Annotated in this window: 24 protein-coding genes; 23 read left to right on the forward strand and 1 reads right to left on the reverse strand. The window is 60.3% G+C overall.

The features are described from left to right. The first annotated feature begins 21 nt into the window (after nucleotides 1-21). A complete protein-coding gene (sppA, locus tag BMZ46_RS03065; RefSeq protein ID WP_039770673.1) occupies nucleotides 22-1011 on the forward strand; it encodes a signal peptide peptidase SppA in 990 nt (329 codons plus the stop codon). Between the two features lie 47 nt (nucleotides 1012-1058). On the opposite strand, the gene BMZ46_RS03070 is transcribed toward sppA, so the two are convergent. Then, nucleotides 1059-1637, reverse strand: coding sequence for a Maf family protein (locus tag BMZ46_RS03070; RefSeq protein ID WP_074688108.1), 579 nt, complete (start codon nucleotides 1635-1637; stop codon nucleotides 1059-1061). Between the two features lie 106 nt (nucleotides 1638-1743). On the opposite strand from BMZ46_RS03070, the gene BMZ46_RS03075 reads away from it, so the two are divergent. The 22 genes from BMZ46_RS03075 to araG all read left to right on the forward strand — a co-directional run bounded on the left by BMZ46_RS03075 (nucleotide 1744) and on the right by araG (nucleotide 20868). Further along, nucleotides 1744-2271, forward strand: coding sequence for a YceD family protein (locus BMZ46_RS03075; protein ID WP_003204262.1), 528 nt, complete (start codon nucleotides 1744-1746; stop codon nucleotides 2269-2271). 13 nt (nucleotides 2272-2284) lie between these two features. Then, complete coding sequence (gene rpmF / locus BMZ46_RS03080) at nucleotides 2285-2467, forward strand: 50S ribosomal protein L32 (RefSeq protein ID WP_003179396.1); 183 nt, start codon at nucleotides 2285-2287, stop codon at nucleotides 2465-2467. Nucleotides 2468-2471: 4 nt separating this feature from the next. Further along, a complete protein-coding gene (gene plsX, locus BMZ46_RS03085) occupies nucleotides 2472-3482 on the forward strand; it encodes a phosphate acyltransferase PlsX (RefSeq protein ID WP_074688106.1) in 1011 nt (336 codons plus the stop codon). A 125-nt stretch (nucleotides 3483-3607) separates the two neighbouring features. Continuing rightward, nucleotides 3608-4546, forward strand: a complete 939-nt coding sequence (fabD, locus tag BMZ46_RS03090) for an ACP S-malonyltransferase (RefSeq protein ID WP_007950787.1) — start codon at nucleotides 3608-3610, stop codon at nucleotides 4544-4546. A gap of 16 nt (nucleotides 4547-4562) precedes the next feature. Next, nucleotides 4563-5306 carry a 3-oxoacyl-ACP reductase FabG gene (gene fabG / locus BMZ46_RS03095; RefSeq protein ID WP_007950790.1) on the forward strand — a complete coding sequence of 248 codons (744 nt, stop codon included), beginning with the start codon at nucleotides 4563-4565 and terminating at the stop codon, nucleotides 5304-5306. Nucleotides 5307-5502: 196 nt separating this feature from the next. Next, on the forward strand, nucleotides 5503-5739 hold the full coding sequence (gene acpP / locus BMZ46_RS03100) for an acyl carrier protein (protein WP_003175607.1): 237 nt from the start codon (nucleotides 5503-5505) through the stop codon (nucleotides 5737-5739). A 108-nt stretch (nucleotides 5740-5847) separates the two neighbouring features. Beyond that, nucleotides 5848-7092 carry a beta-ketoacyl-ACP synthase II gene (fabF, locus tag BMZ46_RS03105; protein WP_007908259.1) on the forward strand — a complete coding sequence of 415 codons (1245 nt, stop codon included), beginning with the start codon at nucleotides 5848-5850 and terminating at the stop codon, nucleotides 7090-7092. Then, a complete protein-coding gene (pabC, locus tag BMZ46_RS03110) occupies nucleotides 7092-7907 on the forward strand; it encodes an aminodeoxychorismate lyase (protein ID WP_074688103.1) in 816 nt (271 codons plus the stop codon). The genes fabF and pabC overlap by 1 nt, the downstream gene beginning before the upstream one ends. A 3-nt stretch (nucleotides 7908-7910) precedes the next feature. Then, the gene (gene mltG, locus BMZ46_RS03115) at nucleotides 7911-9092 is read left to right on the forward strand and encodes an endolytic transglycosylase MltG (protein ID WP_074688101.1); all 1182 of its coding nucleotides are present in this window, start codon (nucleotides 7911-7913) and stop codon (nucleotides 9090-9092) included. 19 nt (nucleotides 9093-9111) lie between these two features. Next, nucleotides 9112-9744: a dTMP kinase gene (gene tmk / locus BMZ46_RS03120; RefSeq protein ID WP_007950797.1), complete on the forward strand. Its 633-nt coding sequence runs from the start codon at nucleotides 9112-9114 to the stop codon at nucleotides 9742-9744. Next, nucleotides 9737-10720, forward strand: a complete 984-nt coding sequence (locus tag BMZ46_RS03125) for a DNA polymerase III subunit delta' (protein WP_039770660.1) — start codon at nucleotides 9737-9739, stop codon at nucleotides 10718-10720. The genes tmk and BMZ46_RS03125 overlap by 8 nt, the downstream gene beginning before the upstream one ends. Before the next feature lie 42 nt (nucleotides 10721-10762). Then, a complete protein-coding gene (locus tag BMZ46_RS03130; RefSeq protein ID WP_039770657.1) occupies nucleotides 10763-11119 on the forward strand; it encodes a PilZ domain-containing protein in 357 nt (118 codons plus the stop codon). A gap of 15 nt (nucleotides 11120-11134) precedes the next feature. Then, nucleotides 11135-11920, forward strand: coding sequence for a TatD family hydrolase (locus tag BMZ46_RS03135; protein ID WP_039770654.1), 786 nt, complete (start codon nucleotides 11135-11137; stop codon nucleotides 11918-11920). A 341-nt stretch (nucleotides 11921-12261) separates the two neighbouring features. Then, a complete protein-coding gene (locus tag BMZ46_RS03140; RefSeq protein ID WP_007950805.1) occupies nucleotides 12262-12900 on the forward strand; it encodes a TetR/AcrR family transcriptional regulator in 639 nt (212 codons plus the stop codon). Between the two features lie 138 nt (nucleotides 12901-13038). Further along, a complete protein-coding gene (locus BMZ46_RS03145) occupies nucleotides 13039-14007 on the forward strand; it encodes a GTP 3',8-cyclase MoaA (RefSeq protein WP_039770652.1) in 969 nt (322 codons plus the stop codon). Nucleotides 14008-14128: 121 nt separating this feature from the next. Then, on the forward strand, nucleotides 14129-14734 hold the full coding sequence (locus BMZ46_RS03150) for a DUF4823 domain-containing protein (RefSeq protein ID WP_007950810.1): 606 nt from the start codon (nucleotides 14129-14131) through the stop codon (nucleotides 14732-14734). A 15-nt stretch (nucleotides 14735-14749) separates the two neighbouring features. Beyond that, complete coding sequence (locus BMZ46_RS03155) at nucleotides 14750-15310, forward strand: DUF1285 domain-containing protein (RefSeq protein WP_074688100.1); 561 nt, start codon at nucleotides 14750-14752, stop codon at nucleotides 15308-15310. Between the two features lie 102 nt (nucleotides 15311-15412). After that, nucleotides 15413-16129, forward strand: coding sequence for a FadR/GntR family transcriptional regulator (locus BMZ46_RS03160; RefSeq protein WP_007950814.1), 717 nt, complete (start codon nucleotides 15413-15415; stop codon nucleotides 16127-16129). Between the two features lie 25 nt (nucleotides 16130-16154). After that, a complete protein-coding gene (locus tag BMZ46_RS03165; protein WP_039770647.1) occupies nucleotides 16155-17030 on the forward strand; it encodes an SMP-30/gluconolactonase/LRE family protein in 876 nt (291 codons plus the stop codon). Between the two features lie 270 nt (nucleotides 17031-17300). After that, nucleotides 17301-18119: an SDR family oxidoreductase gene (locus BMZ46_RS03170; RefSeq protein ID WP_074688099.1), complete on the forward strand. Its 819-nt coding sequence runs from the start codon at nucleotides 17301-17303 to the stop codon at nucleotides 18117-18119. Nucleotides 18120-18262: 143 nt separating this feature from the next. Next, nucleotides 18263-19267: a substrate-binding domain-containing protein gene (locus tag BMZ46_RS03175; RefSeq protein ID WP_074688098.1), complete on the forward strand. Its 1005-nt coding sequence runs from the start codon at nucleotides 18263-18265 to the stop codon at nucleotides 19265-19267. Nucleotides 19268-19323: 56 nt separating this feature from the next. Continuing rightward, nucleotides 19324-20868 carry an L-arabinose ABC transporter ATP-binding protein AraG gene (gene araG / locus BMZ46_RS03180; protein ID WP_039770641.1) on the forward strand — a complete coding sequence of 515 codons (1545 nt, stop codon included), beginning with the start codon at nucleotides 19324-19326 and terminating at the stop codon, nucleotides 20866-20868. Nucleotides 20869-20871: the final 3 nt, after the last annotated feature.

Below are 20871 nucleotides of genomic sequence, written 5' to 3' on the forward strand. Positions count from 1 at the left end.
GTTTTTGCTGGGGTGGATGGCATGACCGACGAATGGAAAGCACCGGCCAAGGCAACTGCCGACGACGGTGATGCGAAAAGCTGGAAGCTGCTGGAAAAGACCTTGCTTGCCGGCGTGCAGGAGCAGCGTCGTTCGCGGCGCTGGGGCATCTTCTTCAAGTTGCTGACCTTTGTTTATCTGTTTGTTGCACTGATCCTGTTCACGCCGTTGATGGACATGGAAAAAAGCGCCACCCGCAGTGGTAACTACACCGCACTGATCGACGTCACCGGCATGATTGCCGACAAGGAACCGGCCAGCGCCGACAATATCGTCGGCAGCCTGCGCGCGGCGTTTGAGGACAAGAAGGTCAAGGGCGTAATCCTGCGCATCAACAGTCCGGGCGGCAGTCCGGTGCAGTCGGGTTATGTGTATGACGAGATCAAGCGCCTGCGCGGCCTGCATCCCGACACCAAGCTGTACGCGGTGATTTCCGACCTGGGCGCTTCCGGTGCCTATTACATTGCCAGTGCGGCGGATCAGATTTATGCCGACAAGGCCAGTCTGGTGGGTTCCATTGGTGTGACGGCAGCCGGTTACGGCTTTGTCGGCACCATGGAAAAGCTCGGTGTCGAGCGCCGCACTTACACCTCCGGCGAGCACAAGGCGTTCCTTGATCCGTTCCAGCCGCAGAAGCCGGAAGAAACGGCGTTCTGGCAGAGTGTGCTGGATACCACGCACAAGCAGTTCATCAACAGCGTCAAGCAGGGGCGTGGTGATCGCCTGAAGGACAAGGAGCATCCGGAGCTGTTCTCCGGGCTGGTCTGGTCTGGCGAGCAGGCGCTGCCATTGGGGCTGATCGATGGTCTGGGCAATGCCAGCTCGGTGGCGCGTGACGTGATTGGCGAAAAGGAGTTGGTGGACTTCACCGTTCAGGAATCGCCGTTTGATCGCTTCTCGAAGAAGCTCGGTGCCAGCGTTGCCGAGAAACTGGCAATGTGGATGGGTTTTAACGGCCCGTCGTTGCGCTGATCGGTTGCTGCAAGGAAAAACCGGCCTGAGGGCCGGTTTTTTGTGGGTCAGGGAATTTGTACGCCTTCGATCAACAGCATGTCGATCAGGCGAATCAGTGGCAGGCCGATCAGGCTGGTGGCGTCCGGGCCTTCGGTGGATTGGAAGAGGCTTACACCCAAGCCTTCGGCCTTGAAGCTGCCGGCGCAGTCGTAGGGTTGTTCGGCGTGCAAATAGCGCTCGACGCGGGCCTGATCCAGTACGCGCATGTGCACCGTGAAAGGCACGCAGTCGACCTGGCAGTGGCCGGTCTGGCTGTTGAGCAGGGCCAGGCCGGTGAGGAAGGTCACGCTGGCGCCGCTGGCGGCCATCAGTTGTTCGCGGGCATTTTCGAAGGTGTGCGGCTTGCCGATGATGCGCTCGCCGAGTACCGCAACCTGATCGGAGCCGATGATCAGGTGAGCAGGGTGGCTGTCGGCCAAGGCTCGGGCTTTCTGTTCGGCGAGGCGCTTGACCAGCTCGATTGCCGACTCGTCCGGGCGATGGCTTTCATCGATATCCGGCGAGCTGCAGACGAACGGCAGGCGCAGGCGGCTGAGCAATTCCCGACGATAGGTCGAGCTTGAAGCGAGTAATAAAGGCAGCATTCGCATCTCCAGAGGCAGGCGGCAGATTCTAGCGGAGCCGCGCAAGTGACGGACAGGGCACAATTTCCTTTGACATGGGTGGGTGCATCCCTATAATGCTGCGCCTATGTTGAATGACCCGATTCCACCTCACGTTGACCCGCGCAAATTGGCTGACCGTGGCACCACCCTCCAAGGTGAACTGCTGCTGGCCGATTTGAAGAGACTCTGCGACCCGCTTTCCGACGATGTCGGTACGGTGCAGGCCAAATTCGTTTTTGAACGAGATGAACGTAAATCTGTGGTGATCCACAGCTTTATCGACACCGAAGTCAAAATGGTTTGCCAGCGTTGTCTTGAGCTGGTCACCCTGCCGATCCACAGCGAATGCAGTTACGCCGTGGTGAAGGAGGGTGCGAATACCCAGTCGTTACCGAAAGGTTATGACGTGCTGGAACTGGGCGAAGATCCATTGGATCTGCAGTCACTGATCGAGGAGGAGCTTTTGCTCGCCTTGCCCATTGTGCCTGCTCATCATCCGGAAGAATGCCAGCAGCCGGCGGGAGCAGATGAGCCCGAACCGAGCGAGGACGAGGTAACGCGGTCCAACCCGTTCAGTGTATTGGCGCAGTTAAAGCGTGACCCAAACGTTTAGGAGTTAATCAATTATGGCTGTTCAGCAGAACAAAAAATCCCGCTCTGCCCGTGACATGCGCCGTTCGCACGACGCTCTCGAGGCTAGCACCCTGTCTGTAGAAAAAACCACTGGTGAAGTTCACCTGCGTCACCACGTATCGCCAGAAGGCGTATACCGTGGCCGTAAAGTGATCGACAAGGGCGCTGACGAGTAATCACTTGTCCGCTCAAGTCATCGCGATTGACGCAATGGGCGGGGACTTCGGTCCCCGCAGCATTGTTCAGGCCAGCCTCGCTTGCCTTTCTGCTACACCCTCGCTGCACCTGACCCTCGTCGGTCAACCCTCCCTTCTTGAAGAACTGATCACCGGCCAATCGGCTGCCGATCGTGCGCGCCTGACAATTGTTCCGGCGTCCGAAGTCATCACCATGGACGAAAAACCTGCCCAGGCCCTGCGTGGCAAGCCGGACTCGTCGATGCGTGTCGCCCTTGAGTTGCTGCGTGATGGTAAGGTCCAGGCCTGTGTCAGTGCCGGCAATACCGGGGCACTGATGGCCCTGTCGCGATTCGTGCTCAAGACCCTGCCGGGGATTGATCGTCCGGCCATGGTCGCCGCGATCCCCACTCAGAAAGGCTACTGCCAGTTGCTTGATCTCGGCGCCAACGTCGATTGCAGTGCCGAGCATCTGTTGCAGTTTGCTGTAATGGGGTCCGTGGCGGCGCAGACGCTGGGCATTGCCCGTCCGCGCGTTGCGCTGTTGAATATCGGCACTGAAGACATCAAGGGTAATCAGCAGGTCAAGCTGGCTGCGACGTTATTGCAGGCTGCGCGGGGTATCAATTACATCGGTTTCATCGAAGGTGACGGCTTGTATCGCGGCGAGGCGGATGTGGTGGTGTGCGACGGTTTTGTCGGCAATATCCTGCTCAAGTCCAGCGAAGGCCTGGCGACGATGATCGCTGCGCGCATCGAGGCCTTGTTCAAAAAAAACCTCGCTTCCCGTGCTGTTGGTGCTCTGGCGCTGCCATTGATGAAGCGTCTACAGGCTGATCTGGCGCCGGCGCGACATAACGGCGCAAGCTTCCTCGGTTTGCAGGGCATTGTTGTGAAAAGTCACGGTTCGGCCGGGGTTCAGGGGTTTCAGAGTGCGATTCAGCGAGCGCTGATTGAGATTCAGGAGAATCTTCCCGAGCGCCTGCACGGCCGTCTGGAGGATTTGTTGTCTTAGGCGTTTTCGTCGGACAATGCTTAAATGTGACCGCCCGGTTCAAAGGGCCATCCAACTGTCAGTTTCTTGCGTCCCTCTAGCGGGATGCCATTTTTCCGACGACAAGATCATTAGGGGCTTGTTACATGTCTGCTTCCCTCGCATTCGTCTTTCCAGGACAGGGTTCGCAGTCCCTCGGCATGCTGGCCGAGCTGGGCGCGCAACATCCGCTGATCCTTGAAACTTTCAAAGAAGCATCTGATGCTCTGGGCTACGACCTGTGGGCGCTGACCCAGCAGGGCCCGGAAGAGCTGCTCAATCAAACCGACAAAACCCAACCGGCCATTCTGACCGCTTCGATCGCCCTGTGGCGTCTGTGGCTGGCTGAAGGTGGCGCGCGTCCGGCCTTTGTTGCCGGTCACAGCCTGGGTGAATACAGCGCGCTGGTCGCTGCTGGCAGCTTGAGCCTGGCCGACGCGGTAAAGCTCGTCGAGCGCCGTGGCCAATTGATGCAGGAAGCCGTACCGGCCGGGCAGGGCGGCATGGCTGCCATCCTCGGTCTGGAAGATGCTGACGTTCTCGCTGCCTGTGCCGAAGCGGCGCAAGGCGAAGTGGTCAGCGCGGTGAACTTCAACTCCCCGGGCCAGGTAGTGATCGCCGGTGCCAAGGCGGCAGTTGAACGCGCCATCGAGGGTTGCAAGGCCCGTGGCGCCAAGCGCGCCATGCCGCTGCCGGTCAGCGTGCCGTCGCACTGTGAACTGATGCGCCCGGCTGCCGAGCGCTTCGCCGAGTCCATCGCTGCCATCGACTGGCAGGCGCCGCAGATCCCTGTGGTACAGAACGTCAGCGCCCAGGTGCCGGCGGATCTGGAAACCCTCAAGCGTGATCTGCTGGAGCAACTCTACAAGCCGGTTCGCTGGGTTGAATCGGTCCAGACCCTGGCCGCCAAAGGCGCGACCAACCTGGTCGAATGTGGCCCTGGCAAAGTGCTGGCCGGTCTGAACAAACGTTGCGCCGAAGGCGTTTCGACTTCCAACCTCAATACCCCAGACGCTTTCGCTGCTGCTCGCGCAGCGGCTGTCTGAATCAGGAGAAGCTTGCATGAGTCTGCAAGGTAAAGTTGCACTGGTCACCGGCGCAAGCCGTGGCATCGGCCAGGCTATCGCACTGGAACTGGGTCGTCAGGGCGCCATCGTTGTTGGCACCGCGACTTCCGCTTCGGGCGCCGAGCGTATTGCTGCGACCCTGAAGGAAAACGGCATTCAGGGCGCAGGTTTCGAACTGAACGTCACCAGCGACGAATCGGTCACCAAGGTGCTGGCGAGCATCCAGGAGCAGTTCGGTGCGCCGGTAGCGATTCTGGTCAACAATGCCGGCATCACCCGCGATAACCTGATGATGCGCATGAAAGACGACGAGTGGTACGACGTGATCGATACCAACCTGAACAGTCTGTATCGCCTGTCCAAGGGCGTTCTGCGCGGCATGACCAAGGCGCGGTGGGGCCGAATTATCAGTATTGGCTCGGTGGTGGGTGCCATGGGCAACGCTGGCCAAGTAAACTATGCAGCCGCCAAGGCCGGTCTGGAAGGTTTCAGTCGTGCCATGGCGCGTGAAGTCGGTTCGCGTTCGATTACGGTCAACTCGGTAACCCCAGGGTTCATCGACACCGATATGACGCGCGAGCTGCCTGAAGCACAGCGTGAAGCCTTGCAGACGCAGATTCCGCTGGGCCGTCTGGGACAAGCTCAAGAGATCGCGTCCGTGGTCGCTTTTCTTGCATCCGACGGTGCGGCATACGTGACCGGGGCTACAATCCCGGTTAACGGCGGGATGTACATGTAATTCAAATGTGACGGATTGCTTCAAAAAAATGTCATACGAGCTGTCTAAAATCCGTTATAAAGCTGCAATCTATTTATAGGCAGAGGGCCGCAGGGTTTGAGGAGTGAAGCTTTCAGTTGAAAAGCTGAAAAGTCTTTCTATACACTTACCCACTGGCCAGCTGCCTGAATTTGTCCATTAGGAGTGAAAACAAGGTATGAGCACCATCGAAGAGCGCGTCAAGAAAATCGTTGCCGAGCAACTGGGTGTTAAAGAAGAAGAAGTGGTCAACACCGCTTCCTTCGTAGAAGACCTGGGTGCCGACTCCCTTGACACCGTTGAGCTGGTGATGGCTCTGGAAGAGGAATTCGAGACCGAAATCCCTGACGAAGAAGCTGAGAAGATCACTACTGTACAAGCTGCAATCGACTACGTTACCAGCCACCAGGCGTAATAGTTTGTAATCGTTGCTTGCTGTCATGGAAAAACCGCACTGCCATCATGGCGTGCGGTTTTTTCTTTAGGCCTGATGCAAAGTCGTCATTTGAAAAAGGAGAGTGCTGTGTCGCGTAGACGCGTCGTAGTCACCGGTATGGGTATGTTGTCGCCACTGGGCACGGATGTGCCGAGCAGTTGGCAGGGCATTCTGGCTGGCCGCAGTGGCATTGGTCTGATCGAACACACCGACCTTTCTGCCTATTCCACCCGCTTTGGCGGCTCGGTAAAGGGCTTCAATGTCGAGGAATACCTGTCGGTCAAGGAAGCGCGCAAGCTCGACCTGTTCATTCAGTACGGTCTGGCGGCCGGCTTTCAAGCCGTACGCAATGCCGGTCTGGAAGTCACCGATGCCAACCGTGAACGCATAGGCGTGGCCATGGGTTCGGGTATCGGCGGTCTGACCAACATCGAAGAAACCAGCCGCACCCTGCACGAGACCGGCCCGCGCCGGATTTCTCCGTTCTTTGTGCCTGGCTCGATCATCAATATGATTTCCGGTTTCCTGTCCATCCATTTGGGTGCACAGGGGCCTAACTACGCCATCGCCACGGCGTGTACCACCGGTACGCACTGCATCGGCATGGCGGCGCGCAACATCATGTACGACGAAGCCGACGTGATGATTGCCGGCGGTGCCGAGATGGCCGCGTGCGGTCTGGGCATGGGCGGCTTTGGTGCTTCCCGTGCGCTGTCGACCCGCAACGACGAGCCGACCCGCGCCAGCCGTCCGTGGGACAAGGGCCGTGACGGCTTCGTGCTGTCCGACGGTGCCGGCGCCCTGGTGCTCGAAGAACTCGAGCACGCCAAGGCCCGTGGCGCAACCATCTACGCCGAGCTGATCGGCTTCGGCACCAGTGGCGACGCCTTCCACATGACTTCGCCACCCGCCGACGGCGCCGGTGCTGCACGCTGCATCACCAACGCGCTGCGCGATGCGAAGATCAACGTCGATCAAGTGCAATACATCAACGCCCACGGCACTTCGACCCCGGCCGGCGACCTCGCTGAAGCCAACGCGATCAAGTCGGTGTTCGGTGATCACGCCTACAAGCTGGCTGTCAGCTCCACCAAGTCCATGACCGGTCACCTGCTGGGTGCGGCGGGCGCGGTCGAGGCGATCTTCAGCGTGCTGGCGATCAACAGCCAGGTGGCACCGCCGACCATCAACCTCGATGAGCCGGACGAAGGCTGCGACCTCGATTTCGTGCCGCATACCGCGCGCAACATGGACATCGATGTCGTGCTGTCCAACTCGTTCGGATTTGGCGGCACCAACGGCACGTTGGCGTTCCGTCGGTTCGCCGGCTGATGGACTGCTGGGTCGACGGTCTGCCGGCTGACGCTCTGTCGCTGAAAGATCGCGGCCTGGCTTACGGCGACGGTCTGTTCGAGACCATCGCCGTGCGAGGCGGCCAGCCGTTGCTGCTGGATCGGCATCTGACGCGTCTGGCCGACGGCTGTATGCGTCTGGCCATTGCGACGGATGTCGAGCTGATTCGCCATGAGCTGCAATCCTATGCTGCCGCGATGGGCGAGGGTGTGCTCAAGCTCATCCTCACCCGTGGCGACGGATTGCGCGGTTATGCGCCGGATCCTTCGGCGCAGGGCCGACGCATTCTGCAAGGCAATCCTCCCGCCGCTTATCCAGCGGCTCACGCCGAGCAGGGCGTTCGCCTGTTTCCGTGCAGCACGCGCCTGTCGAGGCAGCCGTTGCTCGCCGGGCTCAAACACCTCAATCGACTGGAACAGGTCATTGCCCGCGCAGAATGGCAGGACAGTGAGCATGCCGAAGGTTTGATGCTCGATCAGGCCGGTCGGGTGATCGAAGGTGTGTTCAGCAATCTGTTCCTGGTACGTGACGGTGTGCTGATTACGGCGGACCTGAAACGCTGCGGTGTGGCCGGCGTGATGCGCGCAGAAATATTGTTTCAGGCCGAGTCCCTGGGCATTCCCGTGCAAATCACCGACATCCCCCTCGAACAGCTGCAATGGGCTGATGAAGTCTTTGTCTGCAACAGCGTGTATGGCGTCTGGCCGGTACGCGCCTGTGCTGCTCTGAGCTGGCCGGTTGGCCCGCTCACCCGTAAACTGCAAACCATTGCCCGCGCGCTACTGGATGCCTGATTCGTGAGACGTAAACTTTTGCTGCTGCTGGAAACCGGACTGGTTCTGGCAGGGCTGCTGTTGGGCGCCAGCGCCTGGAAGATTCATTCGGCACTGGAACAGCCCCTGAACATTACGCAGGAAGAACTGCTGGATGTGCCCAAGGGATCCACCCCGACCCGCACTTTTCTTGGACTCGAAGCCGATGGCGTCATCAAGGACGCGTTCTGGCTGCGGGTCTATTGGCGGTTCAATCTCGCTGGCACGCCGATTCATACGGGCGAGTACCGTATGCAACCGGGCATGACCGTCAACGGCCTGATCGACCTGTGGAAGCGTGGCGATGTGGTTCAGTACAGCCTGACGCTGGTCGAAGGCTGGAATTTCCATCAAGTGCGCGCCGCGCTGGCCAAGGATGAAAAGATCGAACAGACTCTCAATGGTCTGAGTGACAGCGAGGTCATGGCCAAAATCGGTCACAAGGGTCTGTTCCCTGAAGGCCGCTTCTTCCCCGACACCTACCGCTTCGTGCGCGGTGTGACCGATACCGAACTGTTGAAAAAGGCCTTCGACCGCCTCGACGAAGTGCTGGCCAAGGAGTGGGAAAAACGCTCCGCCGAGGTGCCTTACACCGAGCCCTATCAGGCGCTGATCATGGCGTCGCTGGTGGAGAAGGAAACGGGCGTGCCTCAGGAACGTGGCCAGATTGCTGGCGTCTTCGTACGTCGCATGGCGCTGGGCATGCAGTTGCAGACCGATCCGACGGTGATCTACGGCCTGGGCGACCGCTACAACGGCAAGCTGACCCGTGCTCATCTCAAGGAAGCCACGCCGTACAACACCTACATGATTCCCGGCCTGCCGCCGACGCCGATCGCCATGGTCGGACGTGAAGCCATTCACGCGGCTCTCAATCCGGTGGATGGCACCAGCCTCTACTTCGTTGCCCGTGGCGATGGCAGCCACGTGTTCTCCGATGATCTGGACGCGCACAACAACGCGGTGCGCGAGTACCAGCTCAAGCGGCGCGCGGATTACCGCTCGAGCCCGGCGCCTGCAACAGCGCCCGAGGCCGCTCCGGAAGCCGAGGAGGCGATACCTGCCGCCTCACCCGATACTGCACCGGAATCGTTGCCGCAGCCGCCCGCTCAAGCGCCTGCACCGACGCCGGAACCGGAAGCCTCCGCTCCCCAAAACACGCAATGACTTTGATTAAGGACTGCCTGTGACTGGCTTGTTTATTACCCTGGAAGGCCCGGAAGGCGCCGGCAAAAGCACCAACCGCGAATACCTCGCCGAGCGCCTGCGCGCCGCCGGTATCGAAGTGGTGCTGACCCGCGAGCCCGGCGGTACGCCGCTGGCCGAGCGCATTCGTGAGGTGTTGCTGGCCCCGGTCGACGAAGTGATGAACCCGGACACCGAGCTGTTGCTGGTGTTCGCCGCCCGTGCCCAGCATCTGGCTGAAGTCATTCGCCCGGCGCTGGCCCGTGGTGCGGTGGTGCTGTGTGACCGTTTCACCGATTCGACTTACGCCTATCAGGGCGGTGGTCGCGGCTTGTCGCTGGAGCGCATCGCGGCGCTGGAGACTTTCGTGCAGGGCGACCTGCGTCCCGACCTGACGCTGATTTTCGATCTGCCGGTGGAAATCGGCCTCGCTCGCGCCAGCGCTCGGGGTCGTCTGGATCGTTTCGAGCTGGAAGGCCGTGAGTTTTTCGAGGCCGTGCGCAGTGCATTCCTCAAGCGCGCGGAAGCCGATCCGGCGCGCTACGTGCGGATCGATGCCGGTCAGCCGTTGGCCAAGGTTCAACAATCGCTGGATACCCTGATTCCGAACTTGCTGGAGCTGAGCCGTGGCTGAGGCCTATCCGTGGCAGGACAGCCTCTGGCAGCAACTGGCCGGGCGCACTCAGCACGCTCACGCGTATCTGCTGCACGGGCCGGCCGGGATCGGCAAGCGCGCGCTGGCCGAACGACTGATGGCCAGTCTGCTGTGCCAGCGTCCGACGCCTGAAGCCTGCGGTGAGTGCAAATCCTGCCTGCTGCTCAAGGCCGGCAGCCACCCGGACAATTACATTCTCGAACCGGAAGAAGCGGACAAGGCGATCAAGGTCGATCAGGTGCGCGATCTGGTCAGTTTCGTGGTGCAGACCGCGCAACTGGGCGGGCGCAAGGTGGTGCTGATCGAGCCGGTGGAGTCGATGAACATCAACGCCGCCAACGCCTTGCTCAAGAGCCTTGAAGAGCCGTCCGGCGATACCGTGCTGTTATTGGTCAGCCACCAGCCGAGCCGGTTGTTGCCGACCATCAAAAGCCGCTGCGTGCAGCAGGCCTGCCCGCTGCCGAGCGAATCCATGAGTCTGCAGTGGCTGGCTCAGGCACTGCCGGAATGCTCCGAAGACGAACGTGTCGAACTGTTGACCCTGGCCGCCGGTTCGCCGTTGGCCGCCGTCACGTTGCAGGGGCAGGGCGTGCGTGAACAGCGCGCGCAGGTGGTGGAAGGCGTGAAGAAGCTGCTCAAGCAGCAACAATCGCCGACGCAACTGGCCGAGGAGTGGAAAAACATTCCGATGCTGCGTCTGTTCGACTGGTTCTGCGACTGGTCGAGCCTGATCCTGCGCTATCAGTTGACCCAGGATGAATCGGGTCTCGGCCTGACCGACATGCGCAAGGTCGTGCAGTATCTGGCGCAGAAAAGTGCCCAGGCTAAAGTGCTGGATATTCAGGACTGGATTCTCGCCCAGCGCCAGAAAGTCCTGAGCAAGGCCAACCTCAATGCGGCGTTGCTGCTGGAAGCGTTGTTGGTGCAATGGGCGAGCTTGCCTGGTCAAAGATAAGAATGTGTACCTAGACTCTGAGCATCAGCAGTGGAGGTCAACATGAATGAACCTGTCAGCCCGGGGCCGCGCAACGGCATCTTGTCCCTGACCATCAAGGACAAGTCGGTCCTCTACGCCGCCTACATGCCGTTCATCAAGAACGGCGGCCTGTTCATCCCGACCAACAAGAACTACAAGTTGGGCGACGAGGTGTTCATGCTGCTGAACCTGATGGACGAGGCGGAGAAGATTCCGGTGGCCGGCAAAGTCGCCTGGATCACCCCCAAAGGCGCGCAGGGCAACCGCGCGGCCGGCGTCGGCGTGCAATTCAACGATGGCGACAACACCGCCCGCAGTCGCATCGAAACTCATCTGGCCGGAGCCCTGAAATCCGACCGTCCCACTCATACGATGTAAGTTGCAGTCCTTTTTATGCTCGTAGATTCCCATTGTCACCTTGATCGCCTCGACCTCGCCGCTCACGACGGTTCCCTGGATGCCGCGCTGGATGCGGCCCGCGAACGCGGCGTCGGGCATTTCCTGTGCATCGGCGTCAGCGCCGACAACGCGGCCGACGTCAAAGCCCTGGCCGAGCGTTACGACGATGTCGATTGTTCGGTCGGCGTGCATCCGCTGGATGTGCAGCCGGGCGCGGCGCCGGCGCTGGACTGGCTGCTGCATGAGCTCAATCACCCGAAAGTGGTGGCGATCGGTGAAACCGGTCTGGACTATCACTACGAGCCGGAAGCCGCCGAGTTACAGCAGGAATCGTTCCGTCTGCACCTGCAAGCCGCGCAGCAGACCGGCAAACCGGTGATCATCCACACCCGTGGCGCCCGTGCCGACACGCTCGAGTTGTTGCGCGAAGCCGCGTTGCCCCAGGCCGGTGTGCTGCATTGCTTCACCGAAGACTGGGACATGGCCAAGGCAGCGCTGGACATGGGTTATTACATTTCCCTGTCGGGCATCGTCACCTTCCGCAATGCCGATGCGTTGCGCGATGTAGCGAGCAAGGTTCCGGTCGATCGCCTGCTGGTGGAAACCGATTCACCGTACCTGGCGCCGATCCCGTATCGCGGCAAGCCGAACCTGCCGCAATACGTGCGGGAAGTGGCAGAGTTTCTGGCGATGCTGCGCGGCGAGAACTACGAGCGTTTTGCCGAGCAGACTACCGAGAACTTCAAGCGACTGTTTCCAATGGCGAATGTAAAAGCCTGAATCGCAGGCAAAAAAAACCCGGGTTCTGGGGGGTGAATCCGGGTTAAGACCATTAGGAGTAAAACAAAGGCACGCGGTCCCTTGGTACCTTTACCGGCGCGACACTTGGGGGAGATGTCGCCCGACAGTTCAAGTATTGATCAGTCTGGCGCCGAGTCCAGTTGGCTGGCCGGGGTTTTTAAACAAATTTGGAATACGTTCGCTTCGGTTATGTTCTCATTCCCCTCGAAACGTTCGTGAAATGAACAAGAAACACAGATATGGTCGGATGATCCGTGCATTTTTGCGCAAGTTAGGCATAATACGCGGCTTCGAATTTTGACCCCTACAGACCTTTTCTTATGCACAAAGAACCTCGTAAGGTCCGTGAGTTTCGTCGCCGCGAGCAAGAAATTCTCGATACCGCGCTCAAGCTGTTCCTCGAACAAGGTGAAGACAGTGTCACCGTCGAGATGATTGCTGATGCCGTGGGTATCGGCAAAGGCACGATCTACAAGCACTTCAAGTCCAAGGCCGAAATCTATCTGCGCCTGATGCTCGATTACGAGCGCGACTTGAACGAGCTGTTGCACTCGGCCGATGTCGACAAGGACAAGGAAGCGCTGTCCCGTGCCTACTTTGAATTCCGCATGCGCGACCCGCAGCGCTATCGCCTGTTCGATCGCCTGGAAGAGAAGGTGGTCAAGGGCAATCAGGTGCCCGAGATGGTCGAGGAGTTGCACAAGATCCGTGCCTCGAACTTCGAACGCCTGACGCTGCTCATCAAGGGCCGCATCAGTGAAGGCAAGCTCGAAGACGTGCCGCCGTACTTCCACTACTGCGCATCCTGGGCGCTGGTGCACGGCGCGGTGGCGCTGTATCATTCGCCGTTCTGGAGCAATGTGCTGGAAGATCAGGAAGGTTTCTTCCAGTTCCTGATGGATATCGGCGTGCGCATGGGCAACAAGCGCAAGCGCGACCCTGAAACGCCAAGCAGCTGAATCATTCAGTTGCCTTATGCGCCGTGTTTTTCGCTACATGGCGCAGTACCGCAGGAATATACTCAGGCATAGGGCTTGCTAAAACTTGAATTGTGAGTCAAGTTTTAGCCGCTCGATTTTCCATCGCCGGAGTGCTTCATGATCGTTGACCGTCAAGGCAGGCGTTTTCGCAATTTGCGGATCAGTCTGACTTCAGCCTGCAATTACGCCTGTACCTACTGCGTGCCCAACGGCAAGCGGCTGGTGGCTGCGCAGGATGAACTGTCGGCCGAGGCCATGGCGCGTGGCGTAGCCTATCTGATCGAAGCCGCGGGCATCGAGCGTCTGCGCATCACCGGCGGCGAGCCGCTGGTCAGCCCCAAACTCGAATCTTTCATGAGCGCCGTCGGCAGGATGGGCCTGGAAGACATCAGCCTGACCACCAACGGCCAGCTCCTGGCGAAAAAACTTCCGCTGCTGGTCGATGCCGGCCTGCGGCGCATCAACGTTTCCCTCGATACCCTGGACGCCGGCGCGTTCCGCAGCATCGCCCGTGGCGGCGATCTGGCCACCGTGCTGGATGGCATGGATCAGGCGGCAGCGGCGGGGATGAAGATCAAGGTCAACATGGTGCCGTTACGCGGGCAGAACCTCGACCAGGTGCTGCCGCTGCTCGATTACTGCCTTGAACGCGGCTTTGAGCTGCGCTTCATCGAGCTGATGCGCATGGGCCACCTGGCCACTGATTCCAACGCCTTTCTGCAGCAGTTCGTCAGTCTGCAACAGCTGCTGAGCCTGATCGGCGAACATTACGAGTACGCGCAAACCGACGCTCCGGTGGATGCCACGGCAGTTCGCTATGCGATTCCCGGTCTGGGCAATTTCGGCGTGATCGCCAACGAAAGCGTGCCGTTCTGCCGAACCTGTTCGCGCCTGCGCCTGTCGTCCACCGGATGGCTGCATGGCTGCCTGTCGTCGAGCAACCGCCACTACGTCGGAGACCTGCTCGACAAACCACGTCATGAGGCGCTGCCGGCGTTGCAGCGACTGCTGGTCAAGGCGCTGGGCGACAAGCAGGAGGTCGCGTTCTCCGGCGGCGCGACCGTCATGAAGATCATCGGCGGCTAAGCATCCCGCCACAAAAAGTCCTGTTTCAAAGCGGATACCTGCACATTTCCAAGGACTGGCGCAAAAGCTGCATCCTACGGCCATTCGCCGGTTTTCCGTCACCGGCTTCTGGAGGATTAGGATGCGTAGCCTGGTTTTGCTGCTGGCCGTTTTGGCGCTGGGCGGCTGTATGACTGTCAGTGACATGGCCGAAGGGACTCGCTACCAGATGAGCGACGCGGGCTTGCTGGATCACAGCGACAGCCGTCGCGTAAACAATTTCCGCATTCAGCCGGATTCGTTCATCTACATCGCGCAAGGCTCGTTCGCGCCGCCGGGTGGTTCTTACCCGCGTCCCAATGTCGTCGCCGAAGAGGCCTTCAAGGGTTTCGTCGAATATTTCCCGATGGTCCGCCGCGCACGCGCGCCGGAAGGCCTCGACCAGGCAATGGGCGAAGCGCGCGACGCCGGTGCCCACTACCTGCTGTACACCCGTTTCGCCAAGGCCGACGACCGCATCGGCAACTCCGATGAATGGCTGGATCAGGAAGCTGTGGATCGTCTCGGTATCGACGGTGGCGTGATTCAGATCATGTTGATCGAGACCAGCACCCAGTATTTGATTGATACTGCACGGATCAAGAGTCGTGGCGGTTTACTGACGTTCCACGACAACAAGCCCGAAGACCTGATCGGCCCACCGCTTGCGCAGTACGCGCGCAGCCTGCTGGGCGTCGGGGACCAGTAATTCAGGGAGTACGCCATGAGTGGCCCGCAAAAAGCCAATGACCTGCTGGGGCAAATCCCCAAAACCAAAGGCTTGCCGCCGGTGCACTTGTGGAACCCGGATTTCTGCGGCGACATCGACATGCGCATCGCCCGCGACGGCACCTGGTACTACTTGGGTACGCCGATCGGGCGCAAGCCGATGGTCAAGCTGTTCTCCACCATCATCCGCCGCGATGGCGATGACTATTTCCTGATTACCCCGGTTGAGAAGGTCGGGATCAAAGTGGATGACGCGCCATTCGTGGCGATTGCCGTCGAGGTGGAAGGCGAGGGTGAAACGCAAGTGCTGCGCTTTACCACCAACGTCGATGAAACAACGGAAGCCGGCCTGGAGCATCCGATCCGGGTCGAGATCGATCCAGCGACGCAGGAACCTGCGCCTTACGTGCATGTACGCACCAATCTCGAAGCGCTGATCCATCGCAATGTTTTCTACCAATTGGTCGAGATGGCAGTCAGCCGTGAAATCGATGGTCAGCGCTGGCTGGGCGTCTGGGGCGGCGGCGAGTTCTTCCGCATCGGCCTCGAACCTTAAAAAAACCGCAGTCTGTGAAAGCAGGCTGCGGTTTTTTGTCGTTGACTCTCAATCATATGATGATTAGCGTAGGCACCCACAGCGAATGGCTTCGGGGTGTCCATGTCGAGCAGTTTTCACGCATCAACGGTTGACTGGCTGGGCGCCTGGATTGCTGCCGGCCAGGTGAAACCGGGGCAGGCGATCAAGGTCGAGGCCGATCTGGGCGAGCAGCTCGGGGTCAGCCGCACCGTGATCCGCGAAGCCATCAAGACCCTGGTCGCCAAAGGCATGCTCGAAGTCGGGCCGAAAGTCGGCACGCGGGTGCTGCCGATCAAGCGCTGGAACCTGTTCGATCCGCAAGTCGTGGGCTGGCTGTCGCGCAGCGGCCTGCCGGAAAACTTCGTCGATGACCTGCTCGACCTGCGCCGCACCATCGAACCGATGGCGGTGCGCTGGGCCTGCGAGCGGGCGACCGTTGAACAGGTGCAAGCCGTGCAGCAGGCCTACAACGCGCTGGAACGGGCGGTCGACAGCGGCATCGATTACAACCGCGCCGACCAGTTCTTCCACGAATGCATTCTCGCCGCCAGCCACAATCAATTCATCGAGCAAATGGTGCCGGCCCTCGGTGCGCTGCTCGCCGTGTCCTTCGAAGTCTCGGCGGCTGATCCCGACGAATTGCGCCGCACACTGCCCATTCACAAAGACATGGCCGACGCCATTGCCGCCCGGGATGCCGCGCGCGGGGTGTGGGCCTGCATGACCCTGATCGACAATGCCGACCTGGCCATCAAGCGGTTTTACCCGCAGGTGATGGCCGACAAGAAAGCCAGCTGACAAAAACAACAAGACAGGAGGTTGCATGACGTGGACTGCGGTGACAGAACATCGGGCGCAACTGGGTGAAGGCCCGTTCTGGGACGCGCCAACCCAGGCGCTGTACTGGGTGGACATCGCCGGCAGGCAGGCGCTGCGGCTGATCGGGCAGAACGTGCAGATCTGGCAGATGCCGGAGCACGTCTCGGCGTTCATTCCCTGCGCCAGCGGCGACGCGCTGGTGACCCTGAGCAGCGGCGTCTACCGGCTCGATCTGGATTCCCCCGGACTTGAGCCGCGACTGACGCTGTTCTGCGTCGCCGACCCGCAACCGGGCAACCGCGCCAACGAGGCACGTTGCGACGGCCAGGGCCGCTTGTGGCTCGGCACCATGCAAAACAACATCGGCGAGCAGGGCGAGGATCTGCCGATCACCCGTCGTTCCGGCGGTCTGTTCCGGATTGATCCGGATAAGAGGGTCACGCCATTGCTGCGCGGCCTGGGCATTCCCAACACGCTGCTCTGGAGCGACGACGGCACCACGCTGCTGTTCGGCGACAGCCTCGACAGCACCTTGTACCGCTATTTTATTCACACCGACGGCAACCTCGACACCGCCCAGCCCTGGTACAGCGCCGATCAGAACGGCGGCCCGGACGGTTCGGCGATGGACGCCGAAGGCTGCGTGTGGAACGCCCGCTGGGACGGCAGCTGCCTGCTGCGCCTGACGCCGGATGGCCAGATTGACCGCAAGATCGACCTGCCGATCAGTCGTCCGACCAGTTGCGTATTCGGCGGCGCCGACCTGAAAACCCTGTACATCACCAGCGCCAAAAGTCCGCTGAATCATCCGCTGGACGGCGCCGTACTGTCACTGCAAGTGGATGTCGCCGGAAAGCTCTGTACGCGATTCGCCAGTTAAATCCCAAAATATGGGATGCAAAATTATATATTGAGATTATTTGGCGGTCGGGTTTATAGTCGGCTCCAGCAGTAACACGCACTCACACTTAAAAAGAACAAAACAGGTGAAGTGATGCAGCGAATTTTCATCGCACTCCACAGCGGAGTCAGCGCTTCGGGCCGTTTCGGTACCGCGGCGTGCGCGCGCCTGTTTTGTTCCATAAGCCTTCCAGACCGGACATCGTCAGATGCCCGGTTTTTTTATGCTTTCGAACAGGAGTCCTGATTCATGGCTGAACCCCTTTCCTTGCCGCCGGTGCCTGCACCGCCAAAGGGCGAGCGTCTGAAAAACAAGGTTGTGCTGCTGACCGGCGCCGCCCAAGGCATCGGCGAAGCAATCGTCGCGACCTTCGCCTCGCAGCAGGCCAAACTGGTGATCAGCGATATCCAGGCCGAAAAGGTCGAGAAAGTCGCCGCCCACTGGCGCGAGCAGGGCGCCGATGTACAAGCGATCAAGGCCGATGTATCGCGTCAGCAGGATCTGCATGCCATGGCCAAACTGGCCATCGAGCTGCACGGTCGCATCGATGTGCTGGTGAATTGCGCCGGGGTCAACGTATTCCGTGATCCGCTGGAAATGACCGAAGAAGACTGGAAACGCTGCTTCGCCATCGACCTCGACGGCGCCTGGTATGGCTGCAAAGCCGTGCTGCCGCAGATGATCGAACAGGGTGTCGGCAGCATCATCAACATCGCCTCGACCCATTCGACGAACATCATTCCCGGCTGCTTCCCGTACCCGGTGGCCAAGCATGGCCTGCTCGGCCTGACCCGCGCGCTGGGCATCGAGTACGCGCCGAAGGGTATTCGGGTCAACGCGATTGCGCCGGGCTACATCGAAACCCAGCTCAACGTCGATTACTGGAACGGCTTCGCCGACCCACACGCCGAACGCCAGCGCGCCTTCGATCTGCACCCACCGAAACGCATCGGCCAACCGATTGAAGTGGCGATGACTGCTGTATTCCTGGCCAGTGATGAAGCGCCGTTCATCAACGCCTCGTGCATCACCATCGATGGTGGTCGCTCGGTGATGTACCACGACTGAAAATCAGGATTTCAGGTGGAAAGGTCCGCCTGAAATTCAATCATCATACGATATGACTATTGTCGTCATGATTCGCAGGAAACGCTTCGACCGCTTTAACGTTTTTCAAATAACGCTCAAGAAAAATAACAAGGAGTCTGCTTATGAAACGTCGTTTCGGGATTCGTACCCTGTGCAGTACCGCGCTGGCGGTTACTGCGTTCAGCCTGAGCAGTTCGCTGCTGGCCGCCGAAGCCGTGAAGATCGGTTTTCTGGTCAAACAAGCCGAAGAGCCATGGTTCCAGACTGAATGGGCCTTCGCCGAGAAAGCTGCCAAGGACAAAGGCTTCGAACTGATCAAGATCGCCGTGCCGGACGGCGAGAAAACCCTTTCTGCCATCGATAGCCTCGCGGCCAACGGCGCCAAGGGCTTCGTCATCTGCCCGCCGGACGTATCGCTCGGCCCGGCGATCATGGCCAAGGCCAAGCTCAATGACCTGAAAGTGATCGCCGTCGACGACCGCTTCGTCGATGCCAATGGCAAATTCATGGAAGACGTGCCGTACCTCGGCATGGCTGCCTTCGAAGTCGGCCAGAAGCAGGGCGCCGCCATGGCCGCCGAGGCGAAAAAGCGTAACTGGGACTGGAAAGACACCTACGCGGTGGTCAACACCTACAACGAACTCGACACCGGCAAGAAGCGCACCGACGGCTCGATGAAGGCGCTGGAAGATGCGGGCATGCCGAAAGATCACATTCTGACTGCCGCTCTGAAAACCCTCGACGTACCGGGCAGCATGGACGCCACCAACTCGGCGCTGGTCAAGCTGCCGGGCGCGGCGAAGAACCTGATCATCGGCGGCATGAACGACAACACCGTGCTCGGCGGCGTGCGCGCCACCGAAGCCGCCGGGTTTGCCGCGACCAACGTGATCGGTATCGGCATCAACGGCACCGACGCCATCGGCGAACTGAAAAAGCCCAACAGTGGCTTCTACGGTTCGATGCTGCCGAGCCCGCACATCGAAGGCTACAAGACCGCCGAGATGATGTACGAGTGGGTCACCACCGGCAAGGAACCGCCGAAGTACACCGCGATGGACGACGTCACCCTGATCACCCGCGACAACTTCAAGCAGGAGCTGGAGAAGATCGGCCTGTGGAACTGACGGCAGCGGCGGCCCGGGCAGCCGGGCCGCTTGAACGGTGTGATGAGGTGGCTTAAATGCACGCGCAAGTACAGACACAAGAACACAGCGCCAGCGGCAGCCTGCGTTTCAACGGGATCGGCAAGACCTTCCCGGGCGTGAAGGCGCTGGACGGCATCAGTTTCGTCGCTCACCCCGGACAGGTTCACGCCTTGATGGGCGAGAACGGCGCCGGCAAATCGACCCTGCTGAAAATCCTCGGCGGCGCCTACATTCCGAGCAGCGGCGAGCTGCAGATCGGCGAGCGGACGATGGCGTTCAAGTCCACCGCCGACAGCATCGGCAGCGGCGTGGCGGTGATTCACCAGGAGTTGCATCTGGTGCCGGAAATGACCGTGGCCGAGAACCTGTTCCTCGGTCACCTGCCGGCCAGCTTCGGCCTGATCAATCGCGGCGCGCTGCGCCAGCAGGCATTGGCATGCCTCAAAGGCCTGGCCGATGAAATCGACCCGCAGACCAAGGTCGGACGCCTGTCCCTCGGTCAGCGGCAACTGGTGGAAATCGCCAAGGCGCTGTCCCGTGGCGCCCATGTGATTGCTTTTGACGAACCGACCAGCAGCCTCTCGGCGCGGGAAATCGACCGGTTGATGGCGATCATCGGTCGGCTGCGCGACGAGGGCAAAGTGGTGCTCTACGTCTCCCACCGCATGGAAGAAGTGTTCCGCATCTGCGACGCGGTGACGGTGTTCAAGGATGGTCGCTACGTGCGCACCTTCGACGACATGAGCCAGCTGACCCACGATCAACTGGTGACCTGCATGGTCGGGCGCGACATTCAGGACATCTACGATTATCGCGGTCGCCCGCGCGGTGCCGTGGCGCTGAGAGTCGATGGCTTGCTCGGCCCGGGCCTGCGTGAGCCGATCAGTTTCGATGCGCACAAAGGCGAGATTCTGGGCCTGTTCGGACTGGTCGGGGCCGGGCGCACCGAGCTGTTCCGGCTGCTCAGCGGTCTGGAGCGCAACACCGCCGGACGCCTGGAATTGCGCGGCCATGAACTGAAACTGCGTTCGCCCCGCGATGCGATTGCTGCCGGGATTCTGTTGTGCCCGGAAGACCGCAAGAAGGAAGGCATCATCCCGCTCGCCAGCGTCGCCGAGAACATCAACATCAGTGCGCGCGGTGCGCATTCCGGGCTCGGCTGCCTGCTGCGCGGGATCTGGGAAAAGGGCAACGCCGAGAAACAGATCAAGGCCCTGAAAGTGAAAACGCCCCATGCCGGGCAACAGATCAAGTTCCTGTCCGGCGGCAATCAGCAGAAAGCCATTCTCGGCCGCTGGCTGTCGATGCCGATGAAAGTCCTGCTGCTCGACGAGCCGACCCGGGGCATCGACATCGGTGCCAAGGCCGAGATCTACCAGATCATCCATAACCTGGCCGCCGACGGTATTTCGGTGATCGTGGTGTCCAGCGATCTGATGGAAGTCATGGGTATTTCCGACCGCATTCTGGTGCTGTGCGAGGGCGCCCTGCGTGGCGAAGTCAGCCGCGACCAGGCCAACGAATCCAACCTGCTGCAACTGGCTTTGCCGCGCCAACGCGCTGACGGCGTGGCGAACTGAGAG

The organism is Pseudomonas sp. NFIX49, from assembly GCF_900115915.1.
Lineage (GTDB): Bacteria > Pseudomonadota > Gammaproteobacteria > Pseudomonadales > Pseudomonadaceae > Aquipseudomonas > Aquipseudomonas pharyngis.